We start from the raw sequence: 22,997 nt of genomic DNA on the forward strand, positions 1-22,997 counted from the left end.
AGAGTAGGTCATCGCCAGGGGCTTTACCCCACAACCCCCCAGCCTAAAGCTGGGGGGTTGTTCTTTGCGCAAAACAAAAACAGCACCAACCCCTCCCGCACTTTAATATTGAAAACACTTCGCGCAGGTCGCGTGTCACCTACATGGCAGAGCGTGCCAGAGACACATCTCGCGCCTGATGCCGAGCCGCGGTTGCTGGGCTGCCTATGCGGCAGTGAACAAGGACCCGTCAAACTTCCGCCGGGACTGGAATTTCTGAGCTGCCATGCGGCAGTGAACTCGACAGCAGATCGGCGTGACGCTGAGGACGTTTTCTGAGCTGCCTATGCGGCAGTGAACGATGTGCAGGACGAGCTTGGCTTCGACGATGATTTCTGAGCTGCCTATGCGGCAGTGAACAAGGCGCTCGGCTACCAGCCCATCCGTGCGCCTTTCTGAGCTGCCTATGCGGCAGTGAACGCGGCGCTACGGCGCGTTCTGCTACGACGAGTTTTCTGAGCTGCCTATGCGGCAGTGAACCCCGGACCCAGCACCCGAACCGCCGCTTGTATTTCTGAGCTGCCTATGCGGCAGTGAACGTGTTGCCGGCAACTACCTGGTAAGCCCGCACTTTCTGAGCTGCCTATGCGGCAGTGAACATTCGGCGTTCATCGACAGGCGGTTTCCAAATTTTCTGAGCTGCCTATGCGGCAGTGAACATGGATACTCGGGGGCTAATGCGGGAACTACTTTTTCTGAGCTGCCTATGTGGCAGTGAACATCATCCAGCGCGGTAGCCAAGCCCTCCTGCATTTCTGAGCTGCCTATGCGGCAGTGAACGGCCCTGGATGCAGCGTTCTCCGTCTCGCAATTTTCTGAGCTGCCTATGCGGCAGTGAACGGTGACATTCGCAATGTCGCCGCGCCAGTGGTTTTCTGAGCTGCCTATGCGGCAGTGAACTTATTGCTACGGCGTGGCCGGTGGATGCCATCTTTCTGAGCTGCCTATGCGGCAGTGAACGTATGCCTCGCAATTGAATGGCGTGGTGCTCTTTTTCTGAGCTGCCTATGCGGCAGTGAACTCGTTCTTTACGGATCCGAACGGGGACGATGATTTCTGAGCTGCCTATGCGGCAGTGAACCGATGGAATCGCATGGATGATCACGTTGACCATTTCTGAGCTGCCTATGCGGCAGTGAACTACGCCTCGCAATTGAATGGCGTGGTGCTCTTTTTCTGAGCTGCCTATGCGGCAGTGAACATGGTGACGGCGATGGTGATGGGAGTGGCGATTTTCTGAGCTGCCTATGCGGCAGTGAACACTTGACGGTCTCGTAGCTCTTGCCGCTGCGCTTTCTGAGCTGCCTATGCGGCAGTGAACACTGCTCGCGGCAGCGCTGCCAGCCACCGGACTTTCTGAGCTGCCTATGCGGCAGTGAACCGCTGCGCTCATGTTTGCCTCTGGGTTGACACTTTCTGAGCTGCCTATGCGGCAGTGAACGCGGGTCGCCCCGCCCTGCCCTCTCAACCTTTTTTCTGAGCTGCCTATGCGGCAGTGAACTTGCCTTCTATACATTATGCGAACTTCGCTATTTTCTGAGCTGCCTATGCGGCAGTGAACTGGAGTGGCTGGCGACTCGCCGGCCGCGATTTTTTCTGAGCTGCCTATGCGGCAGTGAACGAGGGGCAGGACGCGCAAGGTCGCAACAAGGATTTCTGAGCTGCCTATGCGGCAGTGAACGATGTCTGCCACGGCGGCGACCCTCGCTGTTATTTCTGAGCTGCCTATGCGGCAGTGAACAACGGCCTTCTCAGTAACGACCTTAGTGTCATTTTCTGAGCTGCCTATGCGGCAGTGAACCGGCATCCGTCGTTCGAACACGCCGCCGAATTTTTCTGAGCTGCCTATGCGGCAGTGAACTGCGGCTGCTCGCGGAACATGTCCAGCTGGTCTTTCTGAGCTGCCTATGCGGCAGTGAACCTGGGGGTGGCGGCGGCGATGGTGGGGGCGATTTTCTGAGCTGCCTATGCGGCAGTGAACGCGGTACATGTGATCGTGTGCCGATCTGCACTTTTCTGAGCTGCCTATGCGGCAGTGAACGCAAAGACGGCACGTGCAAGCGCGACGGCGACTTTCTGAGCTGCCTATGCGGCAGTGAACAAGCTGTTCAACCGGATGCAGGCCCAAGAAATTTTCTGAGCTGCCTATGCGGCAGTGAACATGGTCGATTTCCTCAACACGCAAGCCGGTACTTTCTGAGCTGCCTATGCGGCAGTGAACTGATCGTCTGGCCCAGCACCGAAATCGCTGGATTTCTGAGCTGCCTATGCGGCAGTGAACACGGCCGTGTGGTTCCACCAGCGCGTCGGGCTTTTCTGAGCTGCCTATGCGGCAGTGAACTCGCGATTGGACCGATAGAGCGCTTCCAATTCTTTCTGAGCTGCCTATGCGGCAGTGAACGGCTCGCCGGCCGTGACCTTGTGGCGCCGACGTTTCTGAGCTGCCTATGCGGCAGTGAACTCGATGTGATCGAGTTTCGCGGTAACGGTGGCTTTCTGAGCTGCCTATGCGGCAGTGAACGAGCGCATGCGCGGCCTGCTGTGGTCCGTCCATTTCTGAGCTGCCTATGCGGCAGTGAACGCCTCGGCTGTGTCTCGCTGGCGCTCGTCACATTTCTGAGCTGCCTATGCGGCAGTGAACGCCGCCATCGGTGGTGCGGTGCTGACCGTGATTTTCTGAGCTGCCTATGCGGCAGTGAACCGTTGTAGAACGTTATCCCTGGCTGTCCGGCATTTCTGAGCTGCCTATGCGGCAGTGAACGGCTATTGGTCGAAAGCGAGCCAGATGACGAGTTTCTGAGCTGCCTATGCGGCAGTGAACTTGCCCACGCACCTGGTCGACCAGGCGCGGCATTTCTGAGCTGCCTATGCGGCAGTGAACAGCGGCCGCAGGCACTGCAGGACGACCTGCGTTTTCTGAGCTGCCTATGCGGCAGTGAACTAGAGCGTCATTGCTGCCAGGACCTTGTGGATCTTAGCTTTGAAGGGGTCGGGAGCGCGAGAACCCTTTTGCGGATGGCCTCGGTAAGTTGTTGATTCCCTGAGGTACAAAAGCACGGCGCAAAAAAGGGGCGGGATGGTGGTCCCGCCCCTGGATGTCGGCGGTGGGATCTTCAGTCGCCCAGCGTGAGCAGGGAGGCGTTGCCGCCGGCCGCGGTGGTGTTGATGGTGACGACCTTTTCGGTGGCGAAGCGCTGCAGGTAGTGCGGGCCGCCGGCCTTGGGACCGGTGCCGGACAGGCCCTGGCCGCCGAACGGTTGGACGCCGACCACGGCGCCGATCTGGTTGCGGTTGACGTAGACGTTGCCGACCGCGACCCGGCTGGCGATGCGCTCGACGGTCTCGTCGATGCGGGAGTGGATGCCGAGGGTCAGGCCATAGCCGGTGGCGTTGATCTGGTCGATCACCGCGTCGAGCTGGTCGGCCTTCCAGCGGATGACGTGCAGGATCGGGCCGAACACCTCGCGCTGCAGCTGCGAGAGCGACTGCAGTTCGTAGGCGCGCGGCGCGAAGAACGTGCCGTGGGCCAGCTCGTCGCCCGCCTGGGCCTGGGCGATCAGGCGGGCCTCGCGGTCCATGCGCGCGGCGTGGTCCTGCAGGATCTTCAGGGCATCGGCGTCGATGACTGGACCGACGTCGGTGGACAGCAGGCCGGGATCGCCGACCTTCAGTTCGGCCATCGCGCCGGCCAGCATGGTCATCACCTTGTCGGCGATGTCGTCCTGCACGAACAGCACGCGGGCGGCCGAGCAGCGCTGGCCGGCGGAGATGAAGGCGCTGGCGATCGCGTCCTTGACCACCGCCTCGGGCAGCGAGGAGGAGTCGGCGATGAAGGCGTTCTGGCCGCCGGTCTCGGCGATCAGCACGCCGATGGCGGCGTCGCGCGCGGCCATGGCGCGATTGATCGCGCGTGCGGTTTCGGTCGAGCCGGTGAAGGCGACGCCGGCCACGCGCGGGTCCCGGGTCAAGGCGGCGCCGACGGTGGCGCCGTCGCCGGGCAGGTACTGCAGCACGGCTTCCGGTACGCCGGCCTCGTGCAGCAGCTTGACCGCGGCGAAGCCGACCAGGTTGGTCTGCTCGGCCGGCTTGGCGATCACGCCGTTGCCGGCGGCGAGGGCGGCGCTGACCTGGCCGAGGAAGATCGCCAGCGGGAAGTTCCATGGGCTGATGCAGACGAATACGCCGCGGCCGTGCAGCTGCAGCTCGTTGGATTCGCCGGTCGGCCCGGGCAGGCGCTCGGGGGCGCCGAACTGGGCGCGGGCCTGGCCGGCGTAGTAGCGGAGGAAATCGACGGCTTCGCGGACCTCGGCCACCGAGTCGGGCAGGGTCTTGCCGGCTTCCTTGACGCACAGGGCCATGAACTCGGGCATGCGCGCCTCCAGCAGGTCGGCGGCGTGCTCGAGGATGGTGGCGCGGCTGGCGGCCGGGGTGCGGTCCCAGGCCGGCTGCGCGGCGACGGCGTTGACCAGGGCCTTCTCGACGGTGGCGGGATCGGCCGGCTGCCAATGGCCGACGACCTGGCGGCGGTCGGCGGGGCTGGTGACCGTTTGCGCGTCGGTGGCGACGACGGCGCCCGGCACCAGCGGAGCGGCCTTCCACGGCTTGACCGCGGCGTTGAGCTGCTCGGCGAGCTGGCGCAGTTCGTTGTCGTTGGCGAGGTTGGCGCCCATGGAGTTCTTCCTGTTCTGGTTCTGGCTGCGCAGCAGGTCGAGCGGCAGCGGGATCTTGGGATGCGGGATGGAGGCGAACGAGGACACGGCTTCGACCGGGTCGCGGATCAGGTCCTCGATCGGCACCTTCTCGTCGCTGATGCGGTTGACGAAGCTGGAGTTGGCGCCGTTCTCGAGCAGGCGCCGCACCAGGTAGGGCAGCAGGTCCTCGTGCGAGCCGACCGGCGCGTAGACGCGGCAGGGCAGGTCGAGGCGGTCGGCCGGCACCACCTCGGCGTACAGGTCGTCGCCCATGCCGTGCAGCTTCTGGTGCTCGTAGGTGCGGCCGTTGGCGATCGTGCGCACCGCGGCGATCGTGTGGGCGTTGTGGGTCGCGAACATGGGGTAGATCGCGTCCGCGTGGCCGAACAGGCGCTTGGCGCAGGCCAGGTAGGAGACGTCGGTGTTCTGCTTGCGGGTGAACACAGGGTAGCCGGGCAGGCCTTCGATCTGGGCGCGCTTGATCTCCGCGTCCCAGTAGGCGCCCTTGACCAGGCGCACCTGCAGGCGCCGGCCGATGCGGCGGGCCAGGTCGGCCAGGTAGTCGATCGTGTAGGGCGTGCGCTTCTGGTAGGCCTGCACGACCACGCCGAAGCCCTCCCAGCCGGCGAGCGACGGATCGCTGACCACGGCCTCGATGATGTCCAGCGACAGCTCCAGGCGGTCGGTCTCCTCGGCGTCGACGGTGCAGCCGATGCCGTAGGACTTGGCCAGCCGGGCCAGTTCGAGCACCGCCGGCACCAGGTCGCGCATCACGCGGGCGCGCTGGGCGTGCTCGTAGCGCGGGTAGAGGGCGGACAGCTTGATGGAGATGCCGTGCGAGGCGGTCACGTCGCCATCGGCCTTGCCGCCGCGGGCGAGGTTGTCGCTGCCGATCGCGTGGATCGCGCGCCGGTAGTCGTCGAGGTAGCGCTTGGCGTCCTTCATGGTCAGCGCGGCTTCGCCGAGCATGTCGAACGAATAGCGGTAGCTGGCGTTCTCGCCCTTGTGCGAGCGGGCCAGGGCTTCCTCGATGGTGCGCCCCATCACGAACTGGTGGCCCATGATCTTCATGGCCTGGCGCACGGCCAGGCGCACCACCGGCTCGCCGATGCGCGCGACCAGGCGCTTGAACGCGCCCGGCACGTCGGCGCGGGTGAGGTCGTTGATCTGCACGATGCGGCCGGTGAGCATCAGGCCCCAGGTCGAAGCGTTGACCAGGACCGAATCGCTGCCGCCGAGGTGCTTCTTCCAGTCGGCGTCGCCGAGCTTGTCGCGGATCAGCTTGTCGGCGGTCTCCTGGTCGGGGATGCGCAGCAGCGCCTCCGCCACGCACATCAGCAGCACGCCCTCCTCGCTGCCGAGGTCGTACTGGCGCATGAAGGCTTCCACCGCGCTCTGGTTGGCGGCGCGGGCGCGCACGCGGGTGACCAGGTCGGCGGCGAGCGCCTGCACCTTGGCCTGCTCGGCGGCGGGGAGGCGGGCCTGCTCGAGCAGTTCGCGGACGTGTTCGGTCTCGTCCTTCAGCCAGGCCGCGGTGATCGCCGCGCGCAACGCCGGCGGGGAGGGGGGGAGCTCGGGGGCGAGCAGGGCAGACGGGGCGCCAGGCTGGGGCGCGCCGGGTTCGGGCAATGCGTTCATGCGAAAAACCGCCAATGGAATGGGCGCAATTCTAGGACCGGGGCCGCGGCCTCCACTTGTGCGGAAACGGCAGCTTTCCTGACGTTTTGTGCATGGCGCCCGCGCCCGGGGCGCAAGGCGGGTCGCCAGGGAAAGCACTGATTCGCGGCGGGTTTCTGGTTGCGGTGCAGCATGGAAAAGCGGCCCCGGAGCCTTGCCCCGCGTGTTCAGCCGGGGCTAACATCGAACCCGTTTCCCGCGGCAAGCGCGGTTGCGACATGATCGAGGTGCTGCCCGTATCAGCGGATGGATCAGGTACGCAGCTGCGGCTGCGGCCCCCACGGGCGATGACGGCCCGGCAGTTCGTCATGTTGTTTGCCGCCCTGACGGGGGCGATGTGGCTGGTGGCTGGCCTGGGTTGGTGGGCCGGCAACGTGTTCGCGCCGCTCTTCGCCTTGCTGCACAGTGTCCTGGTGGCATATGCACTGCGCGAACTGTGGCGCAGTGGCGAGCGTGAAGAGGCGATCCGGGTGGGGCCGGCCGTAGTCGAAGTCTTCCAGCCCCCCCGATCTCCCCCCACGTTCCGGGCGCATCCGCATTGGGTGCGGCTGCAGTTGGAAGGTGACGAAAAACTGGTGTTGGTGAGCAGCGGGAGGCAGGTCGAGGTCGGCAGTTTCCTCGGTCCGGCCGAACGCAGCGAACTGGCGACAACGCTTGAAGGCTTGCTCGCGGCCGCCGATGGCCGCAACCGATGACGCAAGGGTCTAGGCAATGAAGCAACGCAACGGCTGGGGCGGCAGGTGGGGAAGGGCGGTGATCGCGGCGGGGCTGGCGTCGTGGGCGTCGGGCGCATGGGCGCAGGCCGCCGACCCGAAGGAATGGCAGCTCAACATGGGCCGCGGCGTGACCCATACGGCGCGGATGGCCTACGAGGCGCACATGGTGGCGCTGTGGGTCTGCGTGGTGATCGGCGTGATCGTGTTCGGCGCGATGGGCTATGCGATCTTCAAGTTCCGCAAGTCCAAGGGCGCGGTCGCCGCGCAGTTCAGCCACAACACCAAGGCCGAGATCGTCTGGACGGTGATCCCGGTGCTGGTCCTGATCGCGATGGCCTGGCCGGCCACCGCCAAGCTGATCGCGATGTACGACACGCGCGATTCGGAAATGACCATCAAGGTCACCGGCTACCAGTGGATGTGGAAGTACGAGTACCTGGGCGAGAACGTCGAGTTCACCAGCCGCCTGGCGCGCGAATCCGACCGCATCCGCCAGAGCGGCGAGCGGCCGACCGCGGCCTCGCAGCCGCACTACCTGCTCGACGTGGACAACCGGCTGGTGCTGCCGGTGGATACCAAGATCCGCTTCGTCATCACCTCCGACGACGTGATCCACGCGTGGTGGGTGCCGGCGCTGGGCTGGAAGCAGGACGCCATCCCCGGGATCATCAACGAGGCCTGGACCAACATCGAGGTGCCCGGCGTCTATCGCGGCCAGTGCGCCGAACTGTGCGGCAAGGACCACGGCTTCATGCCGATCGTGGTCGAGGCGCTGCCGAAGGACGAGTTCAAGCGCTGGCTGGCCGCGCGCAAGCCGGCGCCCGCCGAGGCCGCCCCGGCGGCGCCCGCGGCGCAGCCGGCCCCCGCCGCGGAACCGGCGGCGCCGGACGCTCCCGCGCCGGAACCGACCGGCACCTGATCCCCTCTCCGCACGCTCCGACTTCGCAAGGGTAGTCGCACGCCATGGCACATACCGCAGTCGATCACCACGGGCACCACCAGCAGGGCTTCTTCGAGCGCTGGTTCTTCTCCACCAACCACAAGGACATCGGCACGCTGTACCTGCTGTTCTCCTTCGTGATGTTCATCATCGGCGCGGCCATGAGCGTGGTGATCCGCGCCGAGTTGATGCAGCCGGGCCTGCAGTACGTCAGGCCCGAGTTCTTCAACCAGATGACCACCGTGCATGCGCTGGTGATGATCTTCGGCGGGGTGATGCCGGCGTTCGTCGGGCTGGCGAACTGGATGATCCCGCTGCAGATCGGCGCGCCGGACATGGCGCTGCCGCGCATGAACAACTGGTCGTTCTGGCTGCTGCCGGTGGCGTTCACGCTGCTGTTGCTGACGCTGTTCCTGCCCGGCGGCGCGCCGGCCGCGGGCTGGACGCTGTACCCGCCGCTGTCGCTGCAGGGCGGCTACAACGTGGCGTTCTCGGTGTTCGCGATCCACGTGGCCGGCATCAGCTCGATCATGGGCGCGATCAACATCATCGCCACGGTGCTGAACATGCGCGCGCCCGGCATCGATCTGCTGAAGATGCCGATCTTCTGCTGGGCCTGGCTGATCACCGCGTTCCTGCTGATCGCGGTGATGCCGGTGCTGGCGGGCGCGGTGACGATGCTGCTGACCGACAAGTTCTTCGGTACCAGCTTCTTCAATGCCGCCGGCGGCGGCGATCCGGTGATGTACCAGCACATCTTCTGGTTCTTCGGGCATCCCGAGGTCTACATCATGATCCTGCCGGCGTTCGGCGTGATCAGCGAGATCATCCCGACCTTCAGCCGCAAGCCGCTGTTCGGCTACCAGGCGATGGTGTACGCGATCGCGGCGATCGCGTTCCTGAGCTTCATCGTCTGGGCCCACCACATGTTCACCGTGGGCATGCCGCTGGGCGGCGAGATCTACTTCATGTTCGCGACGATGCTGATCTCGATCCCGACCGGCGTGAAGGTGTTCAACTGGGTCAGCACGATGTGGAAGGGCTCGCTGACCTTCGAGGCGCCGATGCTGTGGGCGGTGGCGTTCGTGATCCTGTTCTCCATCGGCGGCTTCTCCGGCCTGATGCTGGCGATCGTGCCGGCGGACTTCCAGTACCACGACACCTACTTCGTGGTGGCGCATTTCCACTACGTGCTGGTCACCGGCGCGGTGTTCGCGCTGATCGCGGCGGTGTACTACTGGTGGCCGAAGTGGACCGGGCGCATGTACAACGAGGCGGCCGCCAAGTTCCACTTCTGGTGGACGGTGGTGTTCGTCAACCTGCTGTTCTTCCCGCAGCACTTCCTCGGCCTGGCCGGCATGCCGCGCCGCATCCCGGACTACAACGTGGTGTTCGCCGACTGGAACCTGGTCAGCTCGATCGGCGCGTTCGGCATGTTCGTCACGCCGTTCCTGATGGCCGGCATCCTGCTGTCCTCGCTGCGCGGCGGCGCCAAGGCTTCCGACCGCGCCTGGGAAGGCGCCCGCGGCCTGGAATGGACCGTGCCTTCGCCGGCGCCTGCGCATACCTTCACCGTGCCGCCGGTGATCAAGCCGGGAGACCTCGCGCATGAAGACGTCGGCCACTGACGCGCCCGCGCAGGCGAGCACGGTGACGAGGCTGCTCTCGGCGGCGGAACGGCAGGCGCAGCAGCGCCGCGCGGCCCGTCGCACGGCATGGGCGGTCGGGCTGGTCGCGCTGGCGATCTACGCCGGCTTCATCCTCTCGGGAGTGATCGGGCGATGAACGCGCCGCAGCCCGCGCCGCGTTCCCCGACCGCCGGCCTGATGCGGCTGCTCGGCGTGGTGCTGGCGGTGTTCGTGCTGACGTTCTCGCTGGTGCCGCTGTACCGGATCGCCTGCGAGAAGGTGTTCGGGATCCGCATCGAGCGCGGGCCGGGCGCCTACCAGGCCGGCAAGCCGCTGGCGGGCAAGCGCACGGTGCGGGTGGAGTTCGACGGCAGCGTCAACTCGCGCCTGCCGTGGTCGTTCTATCCCGAGCAGCAGTCGATGGAAGTGGTGCCCGGCGAGCTCAACGAGGCGCTGTACTTCGCGCGCAACGACAGCGACCACGCGGTGGTCGGCAGCGCGGTGCCGTCGGTGGCGCCGGCGCGCGCCTCGGGCTACTTCAGCAAGACCGAATGCTTCTGCTTCACCGCGCAGACGTTGCAGGCTGGCGAGACGCGCGACATGCCGCTGCGCTTCATCGTCGATCCGAACCTGCCGGACGACGTCAAGACGATCACGCTTTCGTACGCGTTCTACCGCAACGACGCGTTGACCTCGGAGCTGCAGGGCGGCAACGCCGGCAGCGTGCCGAAGGCGGCGCCCTGACCACCACGGATGCAGACCGAACCGGGAACCACCATGGCCCAGCATACTTCCGACGCCAACGTTTACTTCGTACCGAGCCAGAGCCGGTGGCCGTTCGTCGGCTCGATCGCGATGTTCGTGACGATGATCGGCGTGGCGAGCTGGCTGAACGATGCGGCCTGGGGGCGCTGGACGTTCTTCGCCGGCATCGCGATGCTGGCGGCGACGCTGTTCATGTGGTTCGGCGACGTCATCCGCGAATCCAATTCCGGCGCCTACAACCGGCAGGTGGACGGTTCGTTCCGGATGGGGATGGTGTGGTTCATCTTCTCCGAGGTGATGTTCTTCGGCGCGTTCTTCGGCGCGCTGTTCTACACGCGCACCTTCGTGCTGCCCTGGCTGGGCGGCAGCGGCGACGGCGTGATGACCAACGAGCTGTTGTGGAACGGCTACTCGGCCGCCTGGCCAACCAACGGGCCGGGGCAGATCGGCGGGCAGTTCCAGACCATCCCGGCCTGGGGCCTGCCGCTGGTCAACACGCTGATCCTGCTCAGCTCCGGCGTGACGCTCACCATCGCCCATCATGCGCTGAAGGCCGGGCAGCGCACGAAGCTGCTGGTGTGGCAGGCGGCGACGGTGCTGCTGGGTTGCGTCTTCCTGTACTTCCAGGCCGAGGAGTACATGCACGCCTACAAGGAGCTCAACCTGACGCTGGGTTCGGGCATCTACGGCTCGACCTTCTTCATGCTGACCGGCTTCCACGGCATGCACGTGGCGCTCGGCACGATCATGCTGATCGTGATGTGGCTGCGCGCCGCGCGCGGCCATTTCACCCGCGACAACCACTTCGCGTTCGAAGCGGCGGCCTGGTACTGGCACTTCGTCGACGTGGTGTGGCTGGCGCTGTTCCTGTTCGTGTACGTGCTTTGAGGGCAGGGGCCGGGAATACGGGATGGAAGACGGCAAGCGCTCTGGCGGATCCCTGCGCCCGCCCCGCCGGCGGCCTCTTCAGCCGCCGATCCCGTGCGGCTTGATCAAGCCGGTATAGATGCCGAGCACCACCAGCAGGATCAGCGCCACCGAGAGGCCGATGCGCCAGGTCAGTGCCCTGACCGTGCGCTTGGTCTGGCCGCGGTCGTTGAGCAGGTAGTACAGGCCGGCGCCGAGGTTCCAGACGATGGCGATCAGGAACGCGACAATCAGCAGGGTCTTGAGCGAATCGTTCACGGTGGTCCCGGTGTCCGGTGCGGTGGAGCCATTGCAGCCGCTTTCGGGACGTTTGTCATGATGCGCCAGCACACGCGCATGGGGTTGTGGCTCCTGGCCTTGGCGGTGGCGGCCGGGTTCGCCGGGCTCGGCCACTGGCAGTGGCAGCGCATGCAGGCCAAGCAACGATTGCTGGACACGGCGGCGCACGTGCGCGACCGCACCGTGGCGTTGCCGCAGGCGCTGGCGCGACCGCCGGCGCTGGCCTGGGTCGAGGGCCGCGGCCGGTTCCTGCCGCAGCGCATCCTGCTGGACAACCAGACCCGCGACGGGCGGGCCGGCGTGCGTGTCTACCAGCCGTTCGAGGTGCAAGGCGCCCCTGCGCTGGTGCTGGTCGACCTGGGCTGGCTGGCGTTGCCGCCGGACCGGCGCCTGCCTTCGATACCGCCCGTGGCGGGGCCGGCCGAATTGCGCGGCCTGTTGGCGCCGCCGCCGTCGGCCGGGCTGGCGCTGGGCCCGGCGATGGCCCCGGCCGGGCAGGCGTCCACCTGGCTGGCGACGCGGATCGACCCGGACGCGGTCGCTCAGGCGCTGGGCGGGCGCGACATTTCGTCGCAGGTGCTGCGCCTGGATCCGGCCCTGCCGCTCGGCTACGCGCGCGACCTCGACCTGCTGCCCAACACGTTGCCGCCCGCGCGGCACTTGGCCTACGCGGTGCAGTGGTTCGGCCTGGCGCTGGCGGTGCTGGTCACCGCCGGCGTGCTGGAGGGGCGCCGGCGGCGCCAGGCGAGGCGGGCGGCGAAATCCACGGCATGAGAAAATCCCCGGCATGACTTCCTCCCCAACGGCCATGCCGCGTTCGGTCAAGCGCGGCCGCAGGATGCTGATCGCCCTGTTCGTGCTGTTCTTCGGCTCGATGTTCGTGGCCGGGGCGCTGCGCTTCTCGGGTTGGCAGCCGGCGGCCATGCGCAACCACGGCGAACTGTTGTCGCCGCCCGGCGACCTGCGTGCGCTGACCCCGCAGCTGGCCGGCGGCGGCGACTATGCCTGGGCGCCGTCCGAGCGGTTGTGGCGAATCGCGCTGGCGCCGCCGGCGGACTGCGTGCAGGCCTGCCTGGCGCTGGCGGAGGACCTGGACAAGGTATGGCAGCTGCTCGGCCACAATGCCGACAAGGTGCACGTGCTGTGGATCGGGACGCCGCCGGCGGGCCTGCCGGCGCTGCCGGAGTTGCGCGTGGTGCGCGACGATCCGCGCCTGCGGCGGCAACTGCCACGCCTGGACGAGGCCGGCGGCGTGCCGGTGTACGTGATCGACCCCAACGGTTTCGTGATCCTGCGCTATGCGCCCGGCTTCGACCCGGCCGGCCTGCGCGCGGACCTGGCGAAGCTGTTGAAACTGATGTGAGCCCTCTCCCGCGATGAACCCGATTTCCCGTCCGGCGTTGGCCCGGCACTTCCACCGCATGGTCTGGCTGGCGACGCTGTTCACGGCCTCCACGATCATGTTCGGGGCGTTCGTGCGCCTGTCCGATGCCGGACTGAGCTGCCCGGACTGGCCGACCTGCTACGGCCGCGCGACCTGGCCGGCGGCGCCGGCCGAGGTGGCCGACCATGCGGCGACCAGGATCCGCCCGCTGGAGACGCACAAGGCCTGGCGCGAGCAGGTGCACCGCTTCCTGGCCGGGTCGCTCGGGATCGAAGTGCTGGCGATCACCCTGCTGGCGGTGCGCCGGCGGCGCTTCGGCGTGGCCCAGGTGGTGGCCGCCTCGCTGCTGGTGGCGGCGGCGATCCCGATCTACATGCATGGCGATCACGTCGCCGCCAGTGCGCTGGCGATCGCCGGCGAGGCGATCCTGCTGCTGGCGGCGCTGCGCTGGTCCAACATCGACATGGCGCGCGCGGCGGTGCTGACGCTGGCGGTGGTGATCTTCCAGGCGCTGCTCGGCATGTGGACGGTGACCTGGCTGCTCAAGCCGATCGTGGTGATGGGCCACCTGTTGGGCGCCCTGCTGATGTTCGGGCTGCTGGTCTGGATGGCCTGGCGCGCGACCCACCTGCCGATCACCGTGGCCGATGCCGGGCGACTGAAGTGGCTGGTGCGCGCCGGCATCGCGGTGCTGACGCTGCAGATCGCGCTCGGCGGCTGGGTCAGCGCGAACTACGCGGCGCTGGCCTGCGGCGGCGGCACCTGGTCGGCCGACAACTTCCCGCGCTGCGTCGGCCAGTGGTGGCCGCCGCACGACTTCGCCGAAGGCTTCACCCTGTGGCGCGGCATCGGCGTGGACTACGAAGGCGGCGTGCTCGATGGCGCTTCGCGCATCGCGATCCAGATGGCGCACCGGCTGTGGGCGGTGGCGACCGCGCTGTACCTGTGGTGGCTGGCATGGCGGCTGTATCGCCAGCCGGGCCTGCGGGGCTGGGCGGCGGCGCTGGCGTTGCTGGTGGCGGTACAGGTCGCGCTGGGCGTCCTCAACGTCAAGCTGGCGCTGCCGCTGGAAGTGGCGGTGATGCACAACGGGGGCGCGGTCGCGCTGATGTTCGTGCTGGTGTCGCTGGTGGCACGGCTGCGCGCGCCGGAGCCGGCATGAGCGCCAGCGTCCGCGACTACTGGGACCTGACCAAGCCCAAGGTGGTCGGCCTGATCGTGTTCACCGCGCTGGTGGGCATGGCGCTGGCCATCCCGGGCATGCCGAGCGCGCAGCAGGCGCGTGCGGGCGCGGTCGGCTTCTTCGGCATCTGGCTGGCGGCGGCGGCCGCGGCGGCGATCAACCAGCTGCTCGATGCGCGCATCGACGCGCAGATGGCGCGCACCTCGTGGCGCCCGCTGGTGGTGGGCAAGGTCAAGCCGTGGCAGGTGCTGGTGTTCGCCAGCGTGCTGATCGTGGTCTCGATGACGATGCTGGTGTTGTGGGTGAACACGATCACCGCGGTGCTGACCTTCGCCTCGCTGATCGGCTATGCGGTGATCTACACCGTGTACCTCAAGCGGGCGACATCGCAGAACATCGTGATCGGCGGGCTGGCCGGCGCGATGCCGCCGATGCTGGGGTGGGCCGCGGTGACGGGGCTGCCGAGCGCGGCGGACTGGATCAACTCGGCGCTGCTGGTGGCGATCATCTTCGTGTGGACGCCGCCGCATTTCTGGGCGCTGGCGATCTTCCGCCGCGCCGACTACGCCAAGGCGGCGATCCCGATGCTGCCGGTCACCCACGGCGTGGAGCATACGCGGCGGCAGATCATGGCCTACACCATCGGGCTGACGGTGGTGACGCTGTTGCCGGTCGCCACCGGCATGAGCGGGGTGTTCTATCTGGGCGGCGCGCTGGTGCTGGACGCGGTGTTCCTCTGGTATGCCTGGCGCATGCTCGATCCGCCGGACGAGCTGTTCTCGATGAAGACGTTCGGCTACTCGGTGGTGTACCTGATGGCGCTGTTCGCGTTCCTGCTGGTCGACCACTGGCTGCTGGCGCTGGCCTGAGCCCCCGGCGGCGTCAGGCCTTGTGCCGGGCGTAGCGCGCGGCCACGAACGCGCAGACGATCAACTGCAGCTGGTGGTAGATCATCACCGGCAACACGATCGCGCCCAGGCTGCCGCCGGCGAACATCACCTTGGCCATCGGTACGCCGGTGGCCAGGCTCTTCTTGGAGCCGCAGAACACGATCGGGATCTCGTCGGCGCGCGCAAAGCCCAGCCCGCGGGCGATCCAGGTGATCAGCACCATCGCCACCGCCAGCAGCACCGCCGCCACCGCCAGCACGCCCAGCAGCGCAGGCAGGGGCGTCTTGTGCCACAGGCCTTCGATCACGGCCTCGCTGAAGGCGGTGTAGACCACCAGCAGGATGGTGCCCTGGTCGGTGTAGCGCAGGATCGCGCGGCGGCGTTCCACCCACCGGCCGATCCACGGGCGCAGGAAGTGCCCGGCCAGGAACGGCACCAGCAGCTGCAGCAGGATCTTGCCGATCGCCTGCGCCGGGTGCTCCATGCTGCCCTGCGCGCCGACCAGCAGGGTCATCAGCAAGGGCGTGAGGAACACGCCGAGCAGGCTCGACAGCGAGGCGGCGCAGACCGCCGCCGGCACGTTGCCGCCGGCCATCGAGGTGAACGCGATCGAGGATTGCACGGTGGACGGCAGCGCGCACAGGAACAGCACGCCGACGAACAGGTCCGGGGTGAGCAGCGCGTGCGACAGCGGCTTGGAGAGCAGCCCCAGCAGCGGATACAGCACGAAGGTGCAGGCCAGGATGACCAGGTGCAGCCGCCAGTGCAGCGCGCCGGCCTTGACCGCCTCGCGCGAGAGGCGCGCGCCGTGCAGGAAGAACAGGGCGGCGATGGCGAAGTCGGTGAAGCCGTCCATCGCCACGGCGGCGCGCCCGGACACCGGCAGCAGCGAGGCCAGGGCGATCGTGCACAGCAGCGCGAGGGTGAAGGAATCGATGCGCAACCGCGCCAGCCAGTTCTTCATCGGGCGTCCTTGGAGGTACGGGGTTCGGGCATTCTAAAGGCCATTCTTTCCCGCGCCTTTCCCGCGGCGCGGGCGTGCAGGGCGAGCCCGTTCCTCAGCGCTGGTTCGCGCGGGCCTTGAGCAGCTCGCGCAGCTCGTACTTGTCGGTCTCGTCCAGGCCTTGCGCGCGCTGCTTGGCCTGCAACTCTTCCAGCCGCTGCAGCAGCAGCTGGCGTTCGAGCTGCACGACGGCGTCGTGCAGTTCCTGCGTCCAGCTGGCCTCGTCGCCGGGCAGCGCCTGCGCGGCGAGCTTCTGCAGCGCGGCCAGCTCCTGGCGCTCGGCGAAGTGCTCCAGCAAGGCGCCGGTGCTGATGTCGGGGCGCTGTTCGACCAGCTCCAGCAACTCGATCAGCAGGTCGACGCCGGGCTGGCGCAGGCCGGCGAAGGCGTGGTGGCCTTCCAGCGACAGGGCCAGCGAGGGCTTCTGCAGCAGGATGGCGATCGCCGCGCGCACCAGGCTGCGCTTTTGCGCCGGCGCGACGGAGCGCGGCGGCCGCGGCGCAGGCGGCGACGGCGCGCCGGCCGTCGCGCTTCCGACGCCGGTCAGCCGCGCCAGTTCCTGTTTCATCAGGTCGCCGAACGCGCCGTCGGGGATCTGCGCCAGCATCGGACGGGCGCGCTCCGCCAGCCGCGCCCGGCCGTCGAGCGTGGTCAGGTTGATCTCGCGCGCGAGCTCGTCGAAGAAGAACTGCGACAGCGGCGTGGCCTGCTTCAATCGCGCGTCGAACGCTTCCTTGCCTTCCTTGCGCACGATCGTGTCCGGGTCCTCGCCTTCCGGCAGGAACAGGAAGAAGGCCTGGCGGCCGTCCTTCATGCGCGGCAGCACCGATTCGAGCGCGCGCCAGCCGGCCTTGCGCCCGGCGTTGTCGCCGTCGAAGCAGAAGTACACGTCGGGCGCGTTGCGGAACAGCAACTCGGCGTGCTCGGGCGTGGTCGCCGTGCCCAGCGTCGCCACCGCCTGGGTGACGCCGAACTGGAACAGCGAGACCACGTCCATGTAGCCTTCGACCACGACCAGCCGCTCGATCTTCTGGTGCGCCTGGCGCACCTGCCACAGCCCGTACAGCTCGCGTCCCTTGTGGAACAGCGCGGTTTCCGGCGAGTTCAGGTACTTGGGCCCGTCGTCCTTCTCCAGCACGCGCCCGCCGAAGGCGATCACGCGCCCGCGGCGGTCGAAGATCGGGAACATCACCCGGTCGCGGAACTTGTCGTAGACGTGGCCGCGATCGTTCTTGGAGAACAGCCCGGCGCGGTCGAGCAGCTTCATGCGGCGCGCATCGGTGCCGAGCGTGTCCTTCAACGCGCTGTAGCCGTCCGGCGCATAGCCGATCTGGAAGCGCGCGCGGGTGTCGGCATCGACGCCGCGGCCCTCCAGGTAGGCGCGCGCCTTGTCGCTGCCCTCCAGGTGCTTCTGGAAGAAGCGCGAGGCGGCATCCAGCGCGGCGTACAGGTCGCGGCTGTCGTCCTGCTGGGCGGCGCTGCGCTGCGGGGCGTCGCGCGGCACTTCCATGCCGGCGCGCTTGGCCAGCTCGTCGACCGCGTCGAGGAACTCGAGGCGGTCGTAGTTCATCAGGAAGCTGATGGCGGTGCCGTGCGCCCCGCAGCCGAAGCAATGGTAGAACTGCTTGGTCGGCGAGACGGTGAACGAGGCCGAGCGTTCGTCGTGGAACGGGCAGCGCGCCGAATACTCCTTGCCCTGGCGCTTGAGCGGCACGCGCGCGCTGATGACCTCGACGATGTCCGTCCGGGCCAATAGGTCGTCGATGAAGGCGTCGGGAATGCGTGCCATGGCAGGCCAATAGGATGCCACGCCCGTCAAGCGCCGGTCTGGCGTCGCGGCCCCTGGGACGGTGAGTGCGGGGCGCCGGGTCTGGAAGGGCCCCTCAGGAACCCTGTGGGCGAACGCCGCCATCGGGCGTATCCGCCGTCCCCGCGCGCTCGTCGATGACCGCGGTGATCAGCGCGCCGACGAAGAACACCAGGATCGCGTAGTACAGCCACACCAGCAGCAGGACCAGCGCGCCCATCGAGCCGTAGGCGCTGCCCGGCGCGGCCTGCGCCAGGTACAGGCCGATCAGGTAGCGGCCGAGCGCGAACAGCAGGGCCGTGATCGCCCCGCCCAGGATCGCCTGGCGCCATTCCACGCGCCGGTCCGGCAGGTAGTGGTACAGGAACGCGAACGCGGCCGCGTACAGCAGCAGCGTGGTGGCATAGCCGACCACGGGCAGCAACGAGGGCAACTGCGCGAAGGCGACCTGCAGCGCGGTGGTGGCGATCATCGAGACGATGAGCAGGAATCCCAGCGCCAGCACCACGCCCATCGAGAACACGCGCTTCTTGAGCCAGGCCTTGATGCCGCTGAGCTGCTGGCGGCTGCTGTGGAAGATGAGGTTGAGCGCGCCCTGCAGCTGGGCGAACACCACGGTCGCGCCGACGAACAGCAGCAGCGTGCTCCACAGTCCGGCCAGCGAGCCGATGCTGGGCTGGGCCGTGGCATTGCGGATGATGGTGGTGGCCACCGCGGCGGCATTGGCGCCGGCCATCTGCGCGATCTGGTCGACCAGCGATTGCTGCGCGGGCGGGTACAGCGACGCGGTCAGCCACAGCAGCAGCACCAGCAGCGGCGCCATCGACAGCAGCGCGTAGAACGACAGCGAAGCCGCCTGCGTCATCAGGTCGATCTCGATGAAGCGTTGCGCCAACGCGGCCGGCAGGCTGCGCTGGGTGCGTTCGACCAGGGACTGAAACCGGACGGGCAGGCGATGGATCATGCGAGGGCAAGACGCGAACGACGGGGCCGTTCTAGCAGAAGCGCTTCCAAGAGGGCATGAAAAAGCCGGAAGGTCGTGCAGAGCGCTTCATCCCCCGGCGCATGCGTCAGGGGCCTTGCAGGGGATATCTGCACGATGGCCCGTCGCGGCCCGGGCCGCTCCCGCCTGGCGAGGCTCAGCCGGCCAGCTGCTTCTTCACCAGCGCGGACACCAGGCCCATGTCGGCCTGCCCGGCGAGCTTGGGCTTGAGTGCGCCCATCAGCTTGCCCATGTCGGCCGGGCCGCTGGCGCCGGTCTCGGTGATCGCGGCCTGGATCGCCGCGACGATCTCGGCCTCGCCCAGCTTGGCCGGCAGGTAGCGCTCGATCACCACGATCTCCTCGCGTTCGACCTTGGCCAGGTCCTCGCGTCCGGCGCCTTCGTACTGGCTCACCGAGTCCTTGCGCTGCTTGACCATCTTGTCGAGCACGGCGATCACGGCGGCATCGTCGAGTTCGATGCGTTCGTCCACTTCCTTCTGCTTGATCGCGGCGTTGATCAGGCGGATCACGCCGAGGCTGTGCTTGTCGCCCGCCTTCATGGCGGCCTTCATGTCGTCGGTGAGCCGTTGCTTGAGGGACATGGTGTTTCCGGCTTCGGGAATGGAACAGACGCCAATTCTAAACCCGGCACGGGAGGTGCCGGATCGTCGCGAAAGGCTCACAGAAAAGCCGGCGACGCTTGCGCGTGCCGGCTCTTGTCCTGCGCATCCGCCGGTCGCGCCGGGGCGCGGCACCCGCGGATCGGGCTATGCTAGGCTCAGTACAGGCGCTGACGCTTGGTGACGTCGCGCGAGGAACGGCGCAGCTGGCGCTTCACGGCCGCGGCGGCCTTGCGCTTGCGCTCCTGGGTCGGCTTTTCGTAGAACTCGCGCTTGCGGGTCTCGGCCAGGACGCCGGCCTTCTCGCAAGTGCGCTTGAAACGGCGGAGCGCAAACTCGAAGGGCTCGTTCTCGCGGACTTTGACGCTGGGCATGGGTTCTCCAGGGATTTGGGGTACCACCCGGCGGGCCGGATGGGCGCGAGCGAACTCGCATGACGTTATACCGGGTTCCCCCGGCGAGCCGTGCATTATAGCGGCTCCTGGCCGCACTGCAAGCCGCCCGGTTTGGCGTGGCCGGGAAACGGGTCCAGAATGGTACCCATGAAAGTCCTCGGCATCGAATCCTCCTGCGACGAGACCGGCGTGGCGGTCTACGACACCGCGCAGCCCCCCGGGCAAGGGTTGCTGGCCCACCACGTCTACAGTCAGATCGCCCTGCACGCCGAGTACGGCGGGGTGGTGCCTGAACTGGCCAGCCGCGACCACGTGCGCAAGCTGCTGCCGCTGGTGCGGCAGACCCTGGCCGATGCCGGGCTGGGCAGCCACGAGCTGGACGGCGTGGCCTATACCGCCGGCCCGGGCCTGGTCGGGGCGCTGCTGGCGGGCGCGGCGGTGGCGCGGTCGCTGGCCTGGGCGCTGGAGCTGCCGGCGATCGGCGTGCACCACATGGAGGGCCACCTGCTGGCGCCGCTGATGGAGGACGACCCGCCCGAGCCGCCGTTCGTGGCGCTGCTGGTCTCCGGGGGACACACCCAGCTGGTGTCGGTGGAGGCGATCGGCCGCTACCGCCTGCTCGGCGAGACCCTGGACGATGCGGCCGGCGAGGCCTTCGACAAGACCGCCAAGCTGATGGGCCTGCCGTACCCAGGCGGCCCGCAGCTGGCGGCGCTGGCCGAGCGCGGTACTCCCGGCAAGTACCGTTTCGCCCGGCCGATGACCGACCGGCCGGGGCTGGATTTCAGTTTCTCGGGGCTGAAGACCCAGGTGCTGCTGGCCTGGCAGGCCAGCGACCAGGCCGAGCAGACCCGGGCCGACATCGCGCGCGGTTTCGAGGACGCGGTGGTCGATACGCTGGCGATCAAGTGCGAGCGCGCGCTGGACGAGGCCGGTTGCGACACGCTGGTGGTCGCCGGTGGCGTCGGCGCGAACAAGCGCCTGCGCGCGAAGCTGCAGGCGATGTGCGCGCAGCGCGGCGGCCGCGCCTGTTTCCCGCGGCCGTCGCTGTGCACCGACAACGGCGCGATGATCGCCTTCGCCGGCGCGCTGCGCCTGCAGGCGGGCCAGCGCAACGATGCGGCGATCCATGTCACGCCGCGCTGGGACATGGCGATGCTGCCGCCGTTGGCGACAGCAGGGGATTCGGGACCGGGGATCCGTGATTCGTAGAACGCTCTGCTCCTGCCCTCGACCCCTCTCCAATCCCGAGTCTGCCAATCCCTGCTCCCCATGGACAAAGTCTTCATCGAAGGTCTCGAAATCGACGCACTCATCGGCATCTACGATTGGGAGCGGCGCATCCGCCAGACGCTGCGCTTCGACCTGGAGATGGGCTTCGACAACCGCCGGCCGGCGACCAGCGACGACATCGCCGACACGCTCAACTACAAGGCGGTGAGCAAGCGCCTGGTCGAGTTCGTCGAACGATCGGATTTCGGCCTGGTGGAAACGCTGGCCGAGCGGTGCGCGCAGATCGTGCTGCACGAGTTCGACGTGCGCTGGCTGCGGTTGAAGTTGAGCAAGCCCGGCGCCGTGCGCGGCGCCAGCGCGGTCGGCGTGGTCATCGAGCGCAGCCGCGACTGACGCCCGCGGCCGACCGGCCGCGACCCGCCCGAGAGGCGCCGCCGGCGCCAGGCATCATCGGCCCGCCCGGCTGCAATGGCGCGGCAGGCGGGCGAGGAAAGGAGGTTTTCATGCTGGATATCGCCACGCCCGTGCACGGCCTGGAGCGCCTGCAACGATGGCTCGCGCCCTATCCCTGGGCCTACGACGCGCTGGTGGTCGCCGGCCTGCTGCTGCTGGCCTGGGGCGCCAACTGGCTGACCAAGCGCGTGCTGCTGCGCGGGTTGCAGAAGCTGCTGGGCCGGATCGCCGGCGGCGCCTCGCAGCACGACCGGGGCGTGCGCCTGCAGGTGGTGCCGCGCCTGGCCAACGTGGTGCCGGCGCTGGTGCTGTCGGCCGGCATCGGCGCGGCGCCGCACCTGCCGGAGATCGTCGTGGCCGCGGTCGGGAAGCTGTGCCATGCCTTCATCGTGCTGACGGTGGCGCTGGCGATCTCGCGCGCGCTGGACGTGGCCAACCAGGCCTACGAACGCCGTGCCGACGCGCGCGACCGGCCGATCAAGGGCTACCTGCAGGTGGCCAAGATCATCCTGTTCACCCTGGTCGGCCTGTCGATCGTGGCGACGCTGGCGGGCGTGGACTTCGCCAAGGTGGTGACCGGCCTGGGCGCGATCACCGCGGTGCTGATCCTGGTGTTCCAGGACACCCTGCTGTCGCTGGTGGCCAGCGTGCAGATCAGCAACGACGGCCGCGTGCGCCTGGGCGACTGGATCGAGATGCCGAGCCAGAACGCCGACGGCGACGTGATCGACATCGCCCTGCACACGGTGACGGTGCAGAACTTCGACAAGACCATCACCACGATCCCCACCAAGAAGCTGATCAGCGATTCGTTCAAGAACTGGCGCGGCATGACCGAGGCCGGCGGCCGGCGGATCAAGCGCTCCCTCTACCTGGACCAGCACAGCGTGCGTTTCCTCGAGGACGAGGAGGTCGAGCGGATGCGCCAGCTGGAGGTGCTGCGCGACTACCTGGACCGCAAGCGCGGCGAGATCGCCGAGTGGAACGCGCAGCTGGACAGCCGCGGCGCGGCCCGGGTCAACGCGCGCCGGGTCACCAACCTGGGCACGTTCCGCGCCTACGTCGAGCAGTACCTGCGCGCGCACCCGCAGGTGCATCCGCAGATGACCCTGCTGGTGCGCCAGCTGCAGCCGACCACCACCGGCTTGCCGCTGGAGGTGTACTGCTTCGCCAACGACACGCGCTGGGCCCGGTACGAGCAGATCCAGGCGGACATCTTCGACCACCTGCTGGCGATGCTGCCGCTGTTCGACCTGCGCGTGTTCCAGGAATCCAGCGACGCCATGCTGATGGCCGGCGCGCGGGTCCAGGCCGCCGCCGCCGCGCCCGGCTCTTGACGCTCCGGCGGGCAAGGTGCATGTTGCAGCACAGCATGCCGCGCGG

Annotated in this window: 20 protein-coding genes and 1 CRISPR repeat array; of the genes, 13 read left to right on the forward strand and 7 right to left on the reverse strand. The window is 67.9% G+C overall.

Translation table 11 applies throughout. The features are described from left to right. Positions 1 to 311: 311 nt before the first annotated feature. Positions 312 to 2,980: a CRISPR direct-repeat array (repeat unit 28 nt; unit sequence TTTCTGAGCTGCCTATGCGGCAGTGAAC). A 172-nt stretch (positions 2,981 to 3,152) separates the two neighbouring features. Next, positions 3,153 to 6,368 (reverse strand): bifunctional proline dehydrogenase/L-glutamate gamma-semialdehyde dehydrogenase PutA, encoded by a 3,216-nt coding sequence (gene putA, locus FD678_RS16385; protein WP_140726235.1) that lies wholly within the window; start codon positions 6,366 to 6,368, stop codon positions 3,153 to 3,155. Between the two features lie 257 nt (positions 6,369 to 6,625). Between putA and FD678_RS16390 the strand changes: the two genes are divergently transcribed. The 6 genes from FD678_RS16390 to FD678_RS16410 are packed head-to-tail and all read left to right on the forward strand — an operon-like array spanning position 6,626 to position 11,344. Then, complete coding sequence (locus FD678_RS16390; RefSeq protein ID WP_140726239.1) at positions 6,626 to 7,102, forward strand: DUF2244 domain-containing protein; 477 nt, start codon at positions 6,626 to 6,628, stop codon at positions 7,100 to 7,102. A gap of 16 nt (positions 7,103 to 7,118) precedes the next feature. After that, a complete protein-coding gene (gene coxB, locus FD678_RS16395; protein ID WP_140726242.1) occupies positions 7,119 to 8,042 on the forward strand; it encodes a cytochrome c oxidase subunit II in 924 nt (307 codons plus the stop codon). A gap of 44 nt (positions 8,043 to 8,086) precedes the next feature. Beyond that, complete coding sequence (gene ctaD / locus FD678_RS16400) at positions 8,087 to 9,691, forward strand: cytochrome c oxidase subunit I (RefSeq protein ID WP_140726245.1); 1,605 nt, start codon at positions 8,087 to 8,089, stop codon at positions 9,689 to 9,691. Further along, positions 9,672 to 9,848 carry a hypothetical protein gene (locus tag FD678_RS20280; RefSeq protein ID WP_177497861.1) on the forward strand — a complete coding sequence of 59 codons (177 nt, stop codon included), beginning with the start codon at positions 9,672 to 9,674 and terminating at the stop codon, positions 9,846 to 9,848. Before ctaD ends, FD678_RS20280 begins: the two co-directional genes overlap by 20 nt. After that, positions 9,845 to 10,435 (forward strand): cytochrome c oxidase assembly protein, encoded by a 591-nt coding sequence (locus FD678_RS16405; protein ID WP_140726252.1) that lies wholly within the window; start codon positions 9,845 to 9,847, stop codon positions 10,433 to 10,435. The genes FD678_RS20280 and FD678_RS16405 overlap by 4 nt, the downstream gene beginning before the upstream one ends. A 33-nt stretch (positions 10,436 to 10,468) precedes the next feature. Further along, a complete protein-coding gene (locus tag FD678_RS16410) occupies positions 10,469 to 11,344 on the forward strand; it encodes a cytochrome c oxidase subunit 3 (RefSeq protein ID WP_140726255.1) in 876 nt (291 codons plus the stop codon). A 78-nt stretch (positions 11,345 to 11,422) separates the two neighbouring features. Here FD678_RS16410 and FD678_RS16415 read toward each other — a convergent pair whose 3' ends face one another. Next, positions 11,423 to 11,641: a twin transmembrane helix small protein gene (locus FD678_RS16415; RefSeq protein ID WP_140726258.1), complete on the reverse strand. Its 219-nt coding sequence runs from the start codon at positions 11,639 to 11,641 to the stop codon at positions 11,423 to 11,425. Between the two features lie 78 nt (positions 11,642 to 11,719). Between FD678_RS16415 and FD678_RS16420 the strand changes: the two genes are divergently transcribed. Genes FD678_RS16420 through cyoE form a run of 4 tightly spaced genes read left to right on the forward strand, consistent with a single transcriptional unit; the run spans position 11,720 to position 15,098 of the window. Beyond that, positions 11,720 to 12,436, forward strand: a complete 717-nt coding sequence (locus FD678_RS16420) for an SURF1 family protein (protein WP_218569795.1) — start codon at positions 11,720 to 11,722, stop codon at positions 12,434 to 12,436. A 13-nt stretch (positions 12,437 to 12,449) separates the two neighbouring features. Next, the gene (locus tag FD678_RS16425) at positions 12,450 to 13,025 is read left to right on the forward strand and encodes a hypothetical protein (RefSeq protein ID WP_140726264.1); all 576 of its coding nucleotides are present in this window, start codon (positions 12,450 to 12,452) and stop codon (positions 13,023 to 13,025) included. 13 nt (positions 13,026 to 13,038) lie between these two features. Continuing rightward, positions 13,039 to 14,208: a COX15/CtaA family protein gene (locus tag FD678_RS16430; RefSeq protein WP_140726267.1), complete on the forward strand. Its 1,170-nt coding sequence runs from the start codon at positions 13,039 to 13,041 to the stop codon at positions 14,206 to 14,208. Continuing rightward, a complete protein-coding gene (cyoE, locus tag FD678_RS16435; RefSeq protein WP_140726270.1) occupies positions 14,205 to 15,098 on the forward strand; it encodes a heme o synthase in 894 nt (297 codons plus the stop codon). Before FD678_RS16430 ends, cyoE begins: the two co-directional genes overlap by 4 nt. Before the next feature lie 13 nt (positions 15,099 to 15,111). Here the strand turns inward: cyoE and FD678_RS16440 are convergent, their stop codons facing one another. The 5 genes from FD678_RS16440 to rpsU form a co-directional block, all read right to left on the reverse strand. Further along, complete coding sequence (locus tag FD678_RS16440; RefSeq protein ID WP_140726274.1) at positions 15,112 to 16,083, reverse strand: bile acid:sodium symporter family protein; 972 nt, start codon at positions 16,081 to 16,083, stop codon at positions 15,112 to 15,114. A gap of 94 nt (positions 16,084 to 16,177) precedes the next feature. Next, a complete protein-coding gene (dnaG, locus tag FD678_RS16445) occupies positions 16,178 to 17,911 on the reverse strand; it encodes a DNA primase (RefSeq protein ID WP_140726278.1) in 1,734 nt (577 codons plus the stop codon). A gap of 94 nt (positions 17,912 to 18,005) precedes the next feature. Next, the gene (locus FD678_RS16450) at positions 18,006 to 18,893 is read right to left on the reverse strand and encodes a YihY/virulence factor BrkB family protein (RefSeq protein ID WP_140726281.1); all 888 of its coding nucleotides are present in this window, start codon (positions 18,891 to 18,893) and stop codon (positions 18,006 to 18,008) included. A gap of 175 nt (positions 18,894 to 19,068) precedes the next feature. Next, complete coding sequence (locus FD678_RS16455) at positions 19,069 to 19,515, reverse strand: GatB/YqeY domain-containing protein (RefSeq protein WP_140726286.1); 447 nt, start codon at positions 19,513 to 19,515, stop codon at positions 19,069 to 19,071. Positions 19,516 to 19,691: 176 nt separating this feature from the next. Continuing rightward, positions 19,692 to 19,907: a 30S ribosomal protein S21 gene (gene rpsU / locus FD678_RS16460; RefSeq protein WP_002808376.1), complete on the reverse strand. Its 216-nt coding sequence runs from the start codon at positions 19,905 to 19,907 to the stop codon at positions 19,692 to 19,694. 168 nt (positions 19,908 to 20,075) lie between these two features. Between rpsU and tsaD the strand changes: the two genes are divergently transcribed. The 3 genes from tsaD to FD678_RS16475 all read left to right on the forward strand — a co-directional run bounded on the left by tsaD (position 20,076) and on the right by FD678_RS16475 (position 22,951). Next, on the forward strand, positions 20,076 to 21,140 hold the full coding sequence (gene tsaD / locus FD678_RS16465; protein ID WP_140726290.1) for a tRNA (adenosine(37)-N6)-threonylcarbamoyltransferase complex transferase subunit TsaD: 1,065 nt from the start codon (positions 20,076 to 20,078) through the stop codon (positions 21,138 to 21,140). 60 nt (positions 21,141 to 21,200) lie between these two features. Then, a complete protein-coding gene (gene folB / locus FD678_RS16470) occupies positions 21,201 to 21,554 on the forward strand; it encodes a dihydroneopterin aldolase (protein WP_140726293.1) in 354 nt (117 codons plus the stop codon). Between the two features lie 110 nt (positions 21,555 to 21,664). Then, the gene (locus tag FD678_RS16475; protein ID WP_140726298.1) at positions 21,665 to 22,951 is read left to right on the forward strand and encodes a mechanosensitive ion channel family protein; all 1,287 of its coding nucleotides are present in this window, start codon (positions 21,665 to 21,667) and stop codon (positions 22,949 to 22,951) included. Positions 22,952 to 22,997: the final 46 nt, after the last annotated feature.

The sequence above is a fragment of the Pseudomonas sp. Hp2 genome (genome assembly GCF_006386585.1).
In the GTDB taxonomy this organism is placed as follows: domain Bacteria; phylum Pseudomonadota; class Gammaproteobacteria; order Xanthomonadales; family Xanthomonadaceae; genus Pseudomonas_S; species Pseudomonas_S boreopolis.

Excerpts from the sequence above, each read along its gene's own strand:
- FD678_RS16475 (WP_140726298.1), top strand. The coding sequence starts at position 21,665 with ATGCTGGATATCGCCACGCCCGTGCACGGCCTGGAGCGCCTGCAACGA.
- cyoE (WP_140726270.1), top strand. The coding sequence starts at position 14,205 with ATGAGCGCCAGCGTCCGCGACTACTGGGACCTGACCAAGCCCAAGGTG.
- FD678_RS16440 (WP_140726274.1), bottom strand. The coding sequence starts at position 16,083 with ATGAAGAACTGGCTGGCGCGGTTGCGCATCGATTCCTTCACCCTCGCG.
- tsaD (WP_140726290.1), top strand. The coding sequence starts at position 20,076 with ATGAAAGTCCTCGGCATCGAATCCTCCTGCGACGAGACCGGCGTGGCG.
- FD678_RS16405 (WP_140726252.1), top strand. The coding sequence starts at position 9,845 with ATGAACGCGCCGCAGCCCGCGCCGCGTTCCCCGACCGCCGGCCTGATG.
- FD678_RS16390 (WP_140726239.1), top strand. The coding sequence starts at position 6,626 with ATGATCGAGGTGCTGCCCGTATCAGCGGATGGATCAGGTACGCAGCTG.
- FD678_RS16420 (WP_218569795.1), top strand. The coding sequence starts at position 11,720 with ATGGGGTTGTGGCTCCTGGCCTTGGCGGTGGCGGCCGGGTTCGCCGGG.
- rpsU (WP_002808376.1), bottom strand. The coding sequence starts at position 19,907 with ATGCCCAGCGTCAAAGTCCGCGAGAACGAGCCCTTCGAGTTTGCGCTC.
- FD678_RS16455 (WP_140726286.1), bottom strand. The coding sequence starts at position 19,515 with ATGTCCCTCAAGCAACGGCTCACCGACGACATGAAGGCCGCCATGAAG.
- FD678_RS16430 (WP_140726267.1), top strand. The coding sequence starts at position 13,039 with ATGAACCCGATTTCCCGTCCGGCGTTGGCCCGGCACTTCCACCGCATG.
- FD678_RS16425 (WP_140726264.1), top strand. The coding sequence starts at position 12,450 with ATGACTTCCTCCCCAACGGCCATGCCGCGTTCGGTCAAGCGCGGCCGC.
- putA (WP_140726235.1), bottom strand. The coding sequence starts at position 6,368 with ATGAACGCATTGCCCGAACCCGGCGCGCCCCAGCCTGGCGCCCCGTCT.
- FD678_RS16450 (WP_140726281.1), bottom strand. The coding sequence starts at position 18,893 with ATGATCCATCGCCTGCCCGTCCGGTTTCAGTCCCTGGTCGAACGCACC.
- coxB (WP_140726242.1), top strand. The coding sequence starts at position 7,119 with ATGAAGCAACGCAACGGCTGGGGCGGCAGGTGGGGAAGGGCGGTGATC.
- ctaD (WP_140726245.1), top strand. The coding sequence starts at position 8,087 with ATGGCACATACCGCAGTCGATCACCACGGGCACCACCAGCAGGGCTTC.
- FD678_RS20280 (WP_177497861.1), top strand. The coding sequence starts at position 9,672 with ATGAAGACGTCGGCCACTGACGCGCCCGCGCAGGCGAGCACGGTGACG.
- folB (WP_140726293.1), top strand. The coding sequence starts at position 21,201 with ATGGACAAAGTCTTCATCGAAGGTCTCGAAATCGACGCACTCATCGGC.
- dnaG (WP_140726278.1), bottom strand. The coding sequence starts at position 17,911 with ATGGCACGCATTCCCGACGCCTTCATCGACGACCTATTGGCCCGGACG.
- FD678_RS16410 (WP_140726255.1), top strand. The coding sequence starts at position 10,469 with ATGGCCCAGCATACTTCCGACGCCAACGTTTACTTCGTACCGAGCCAG.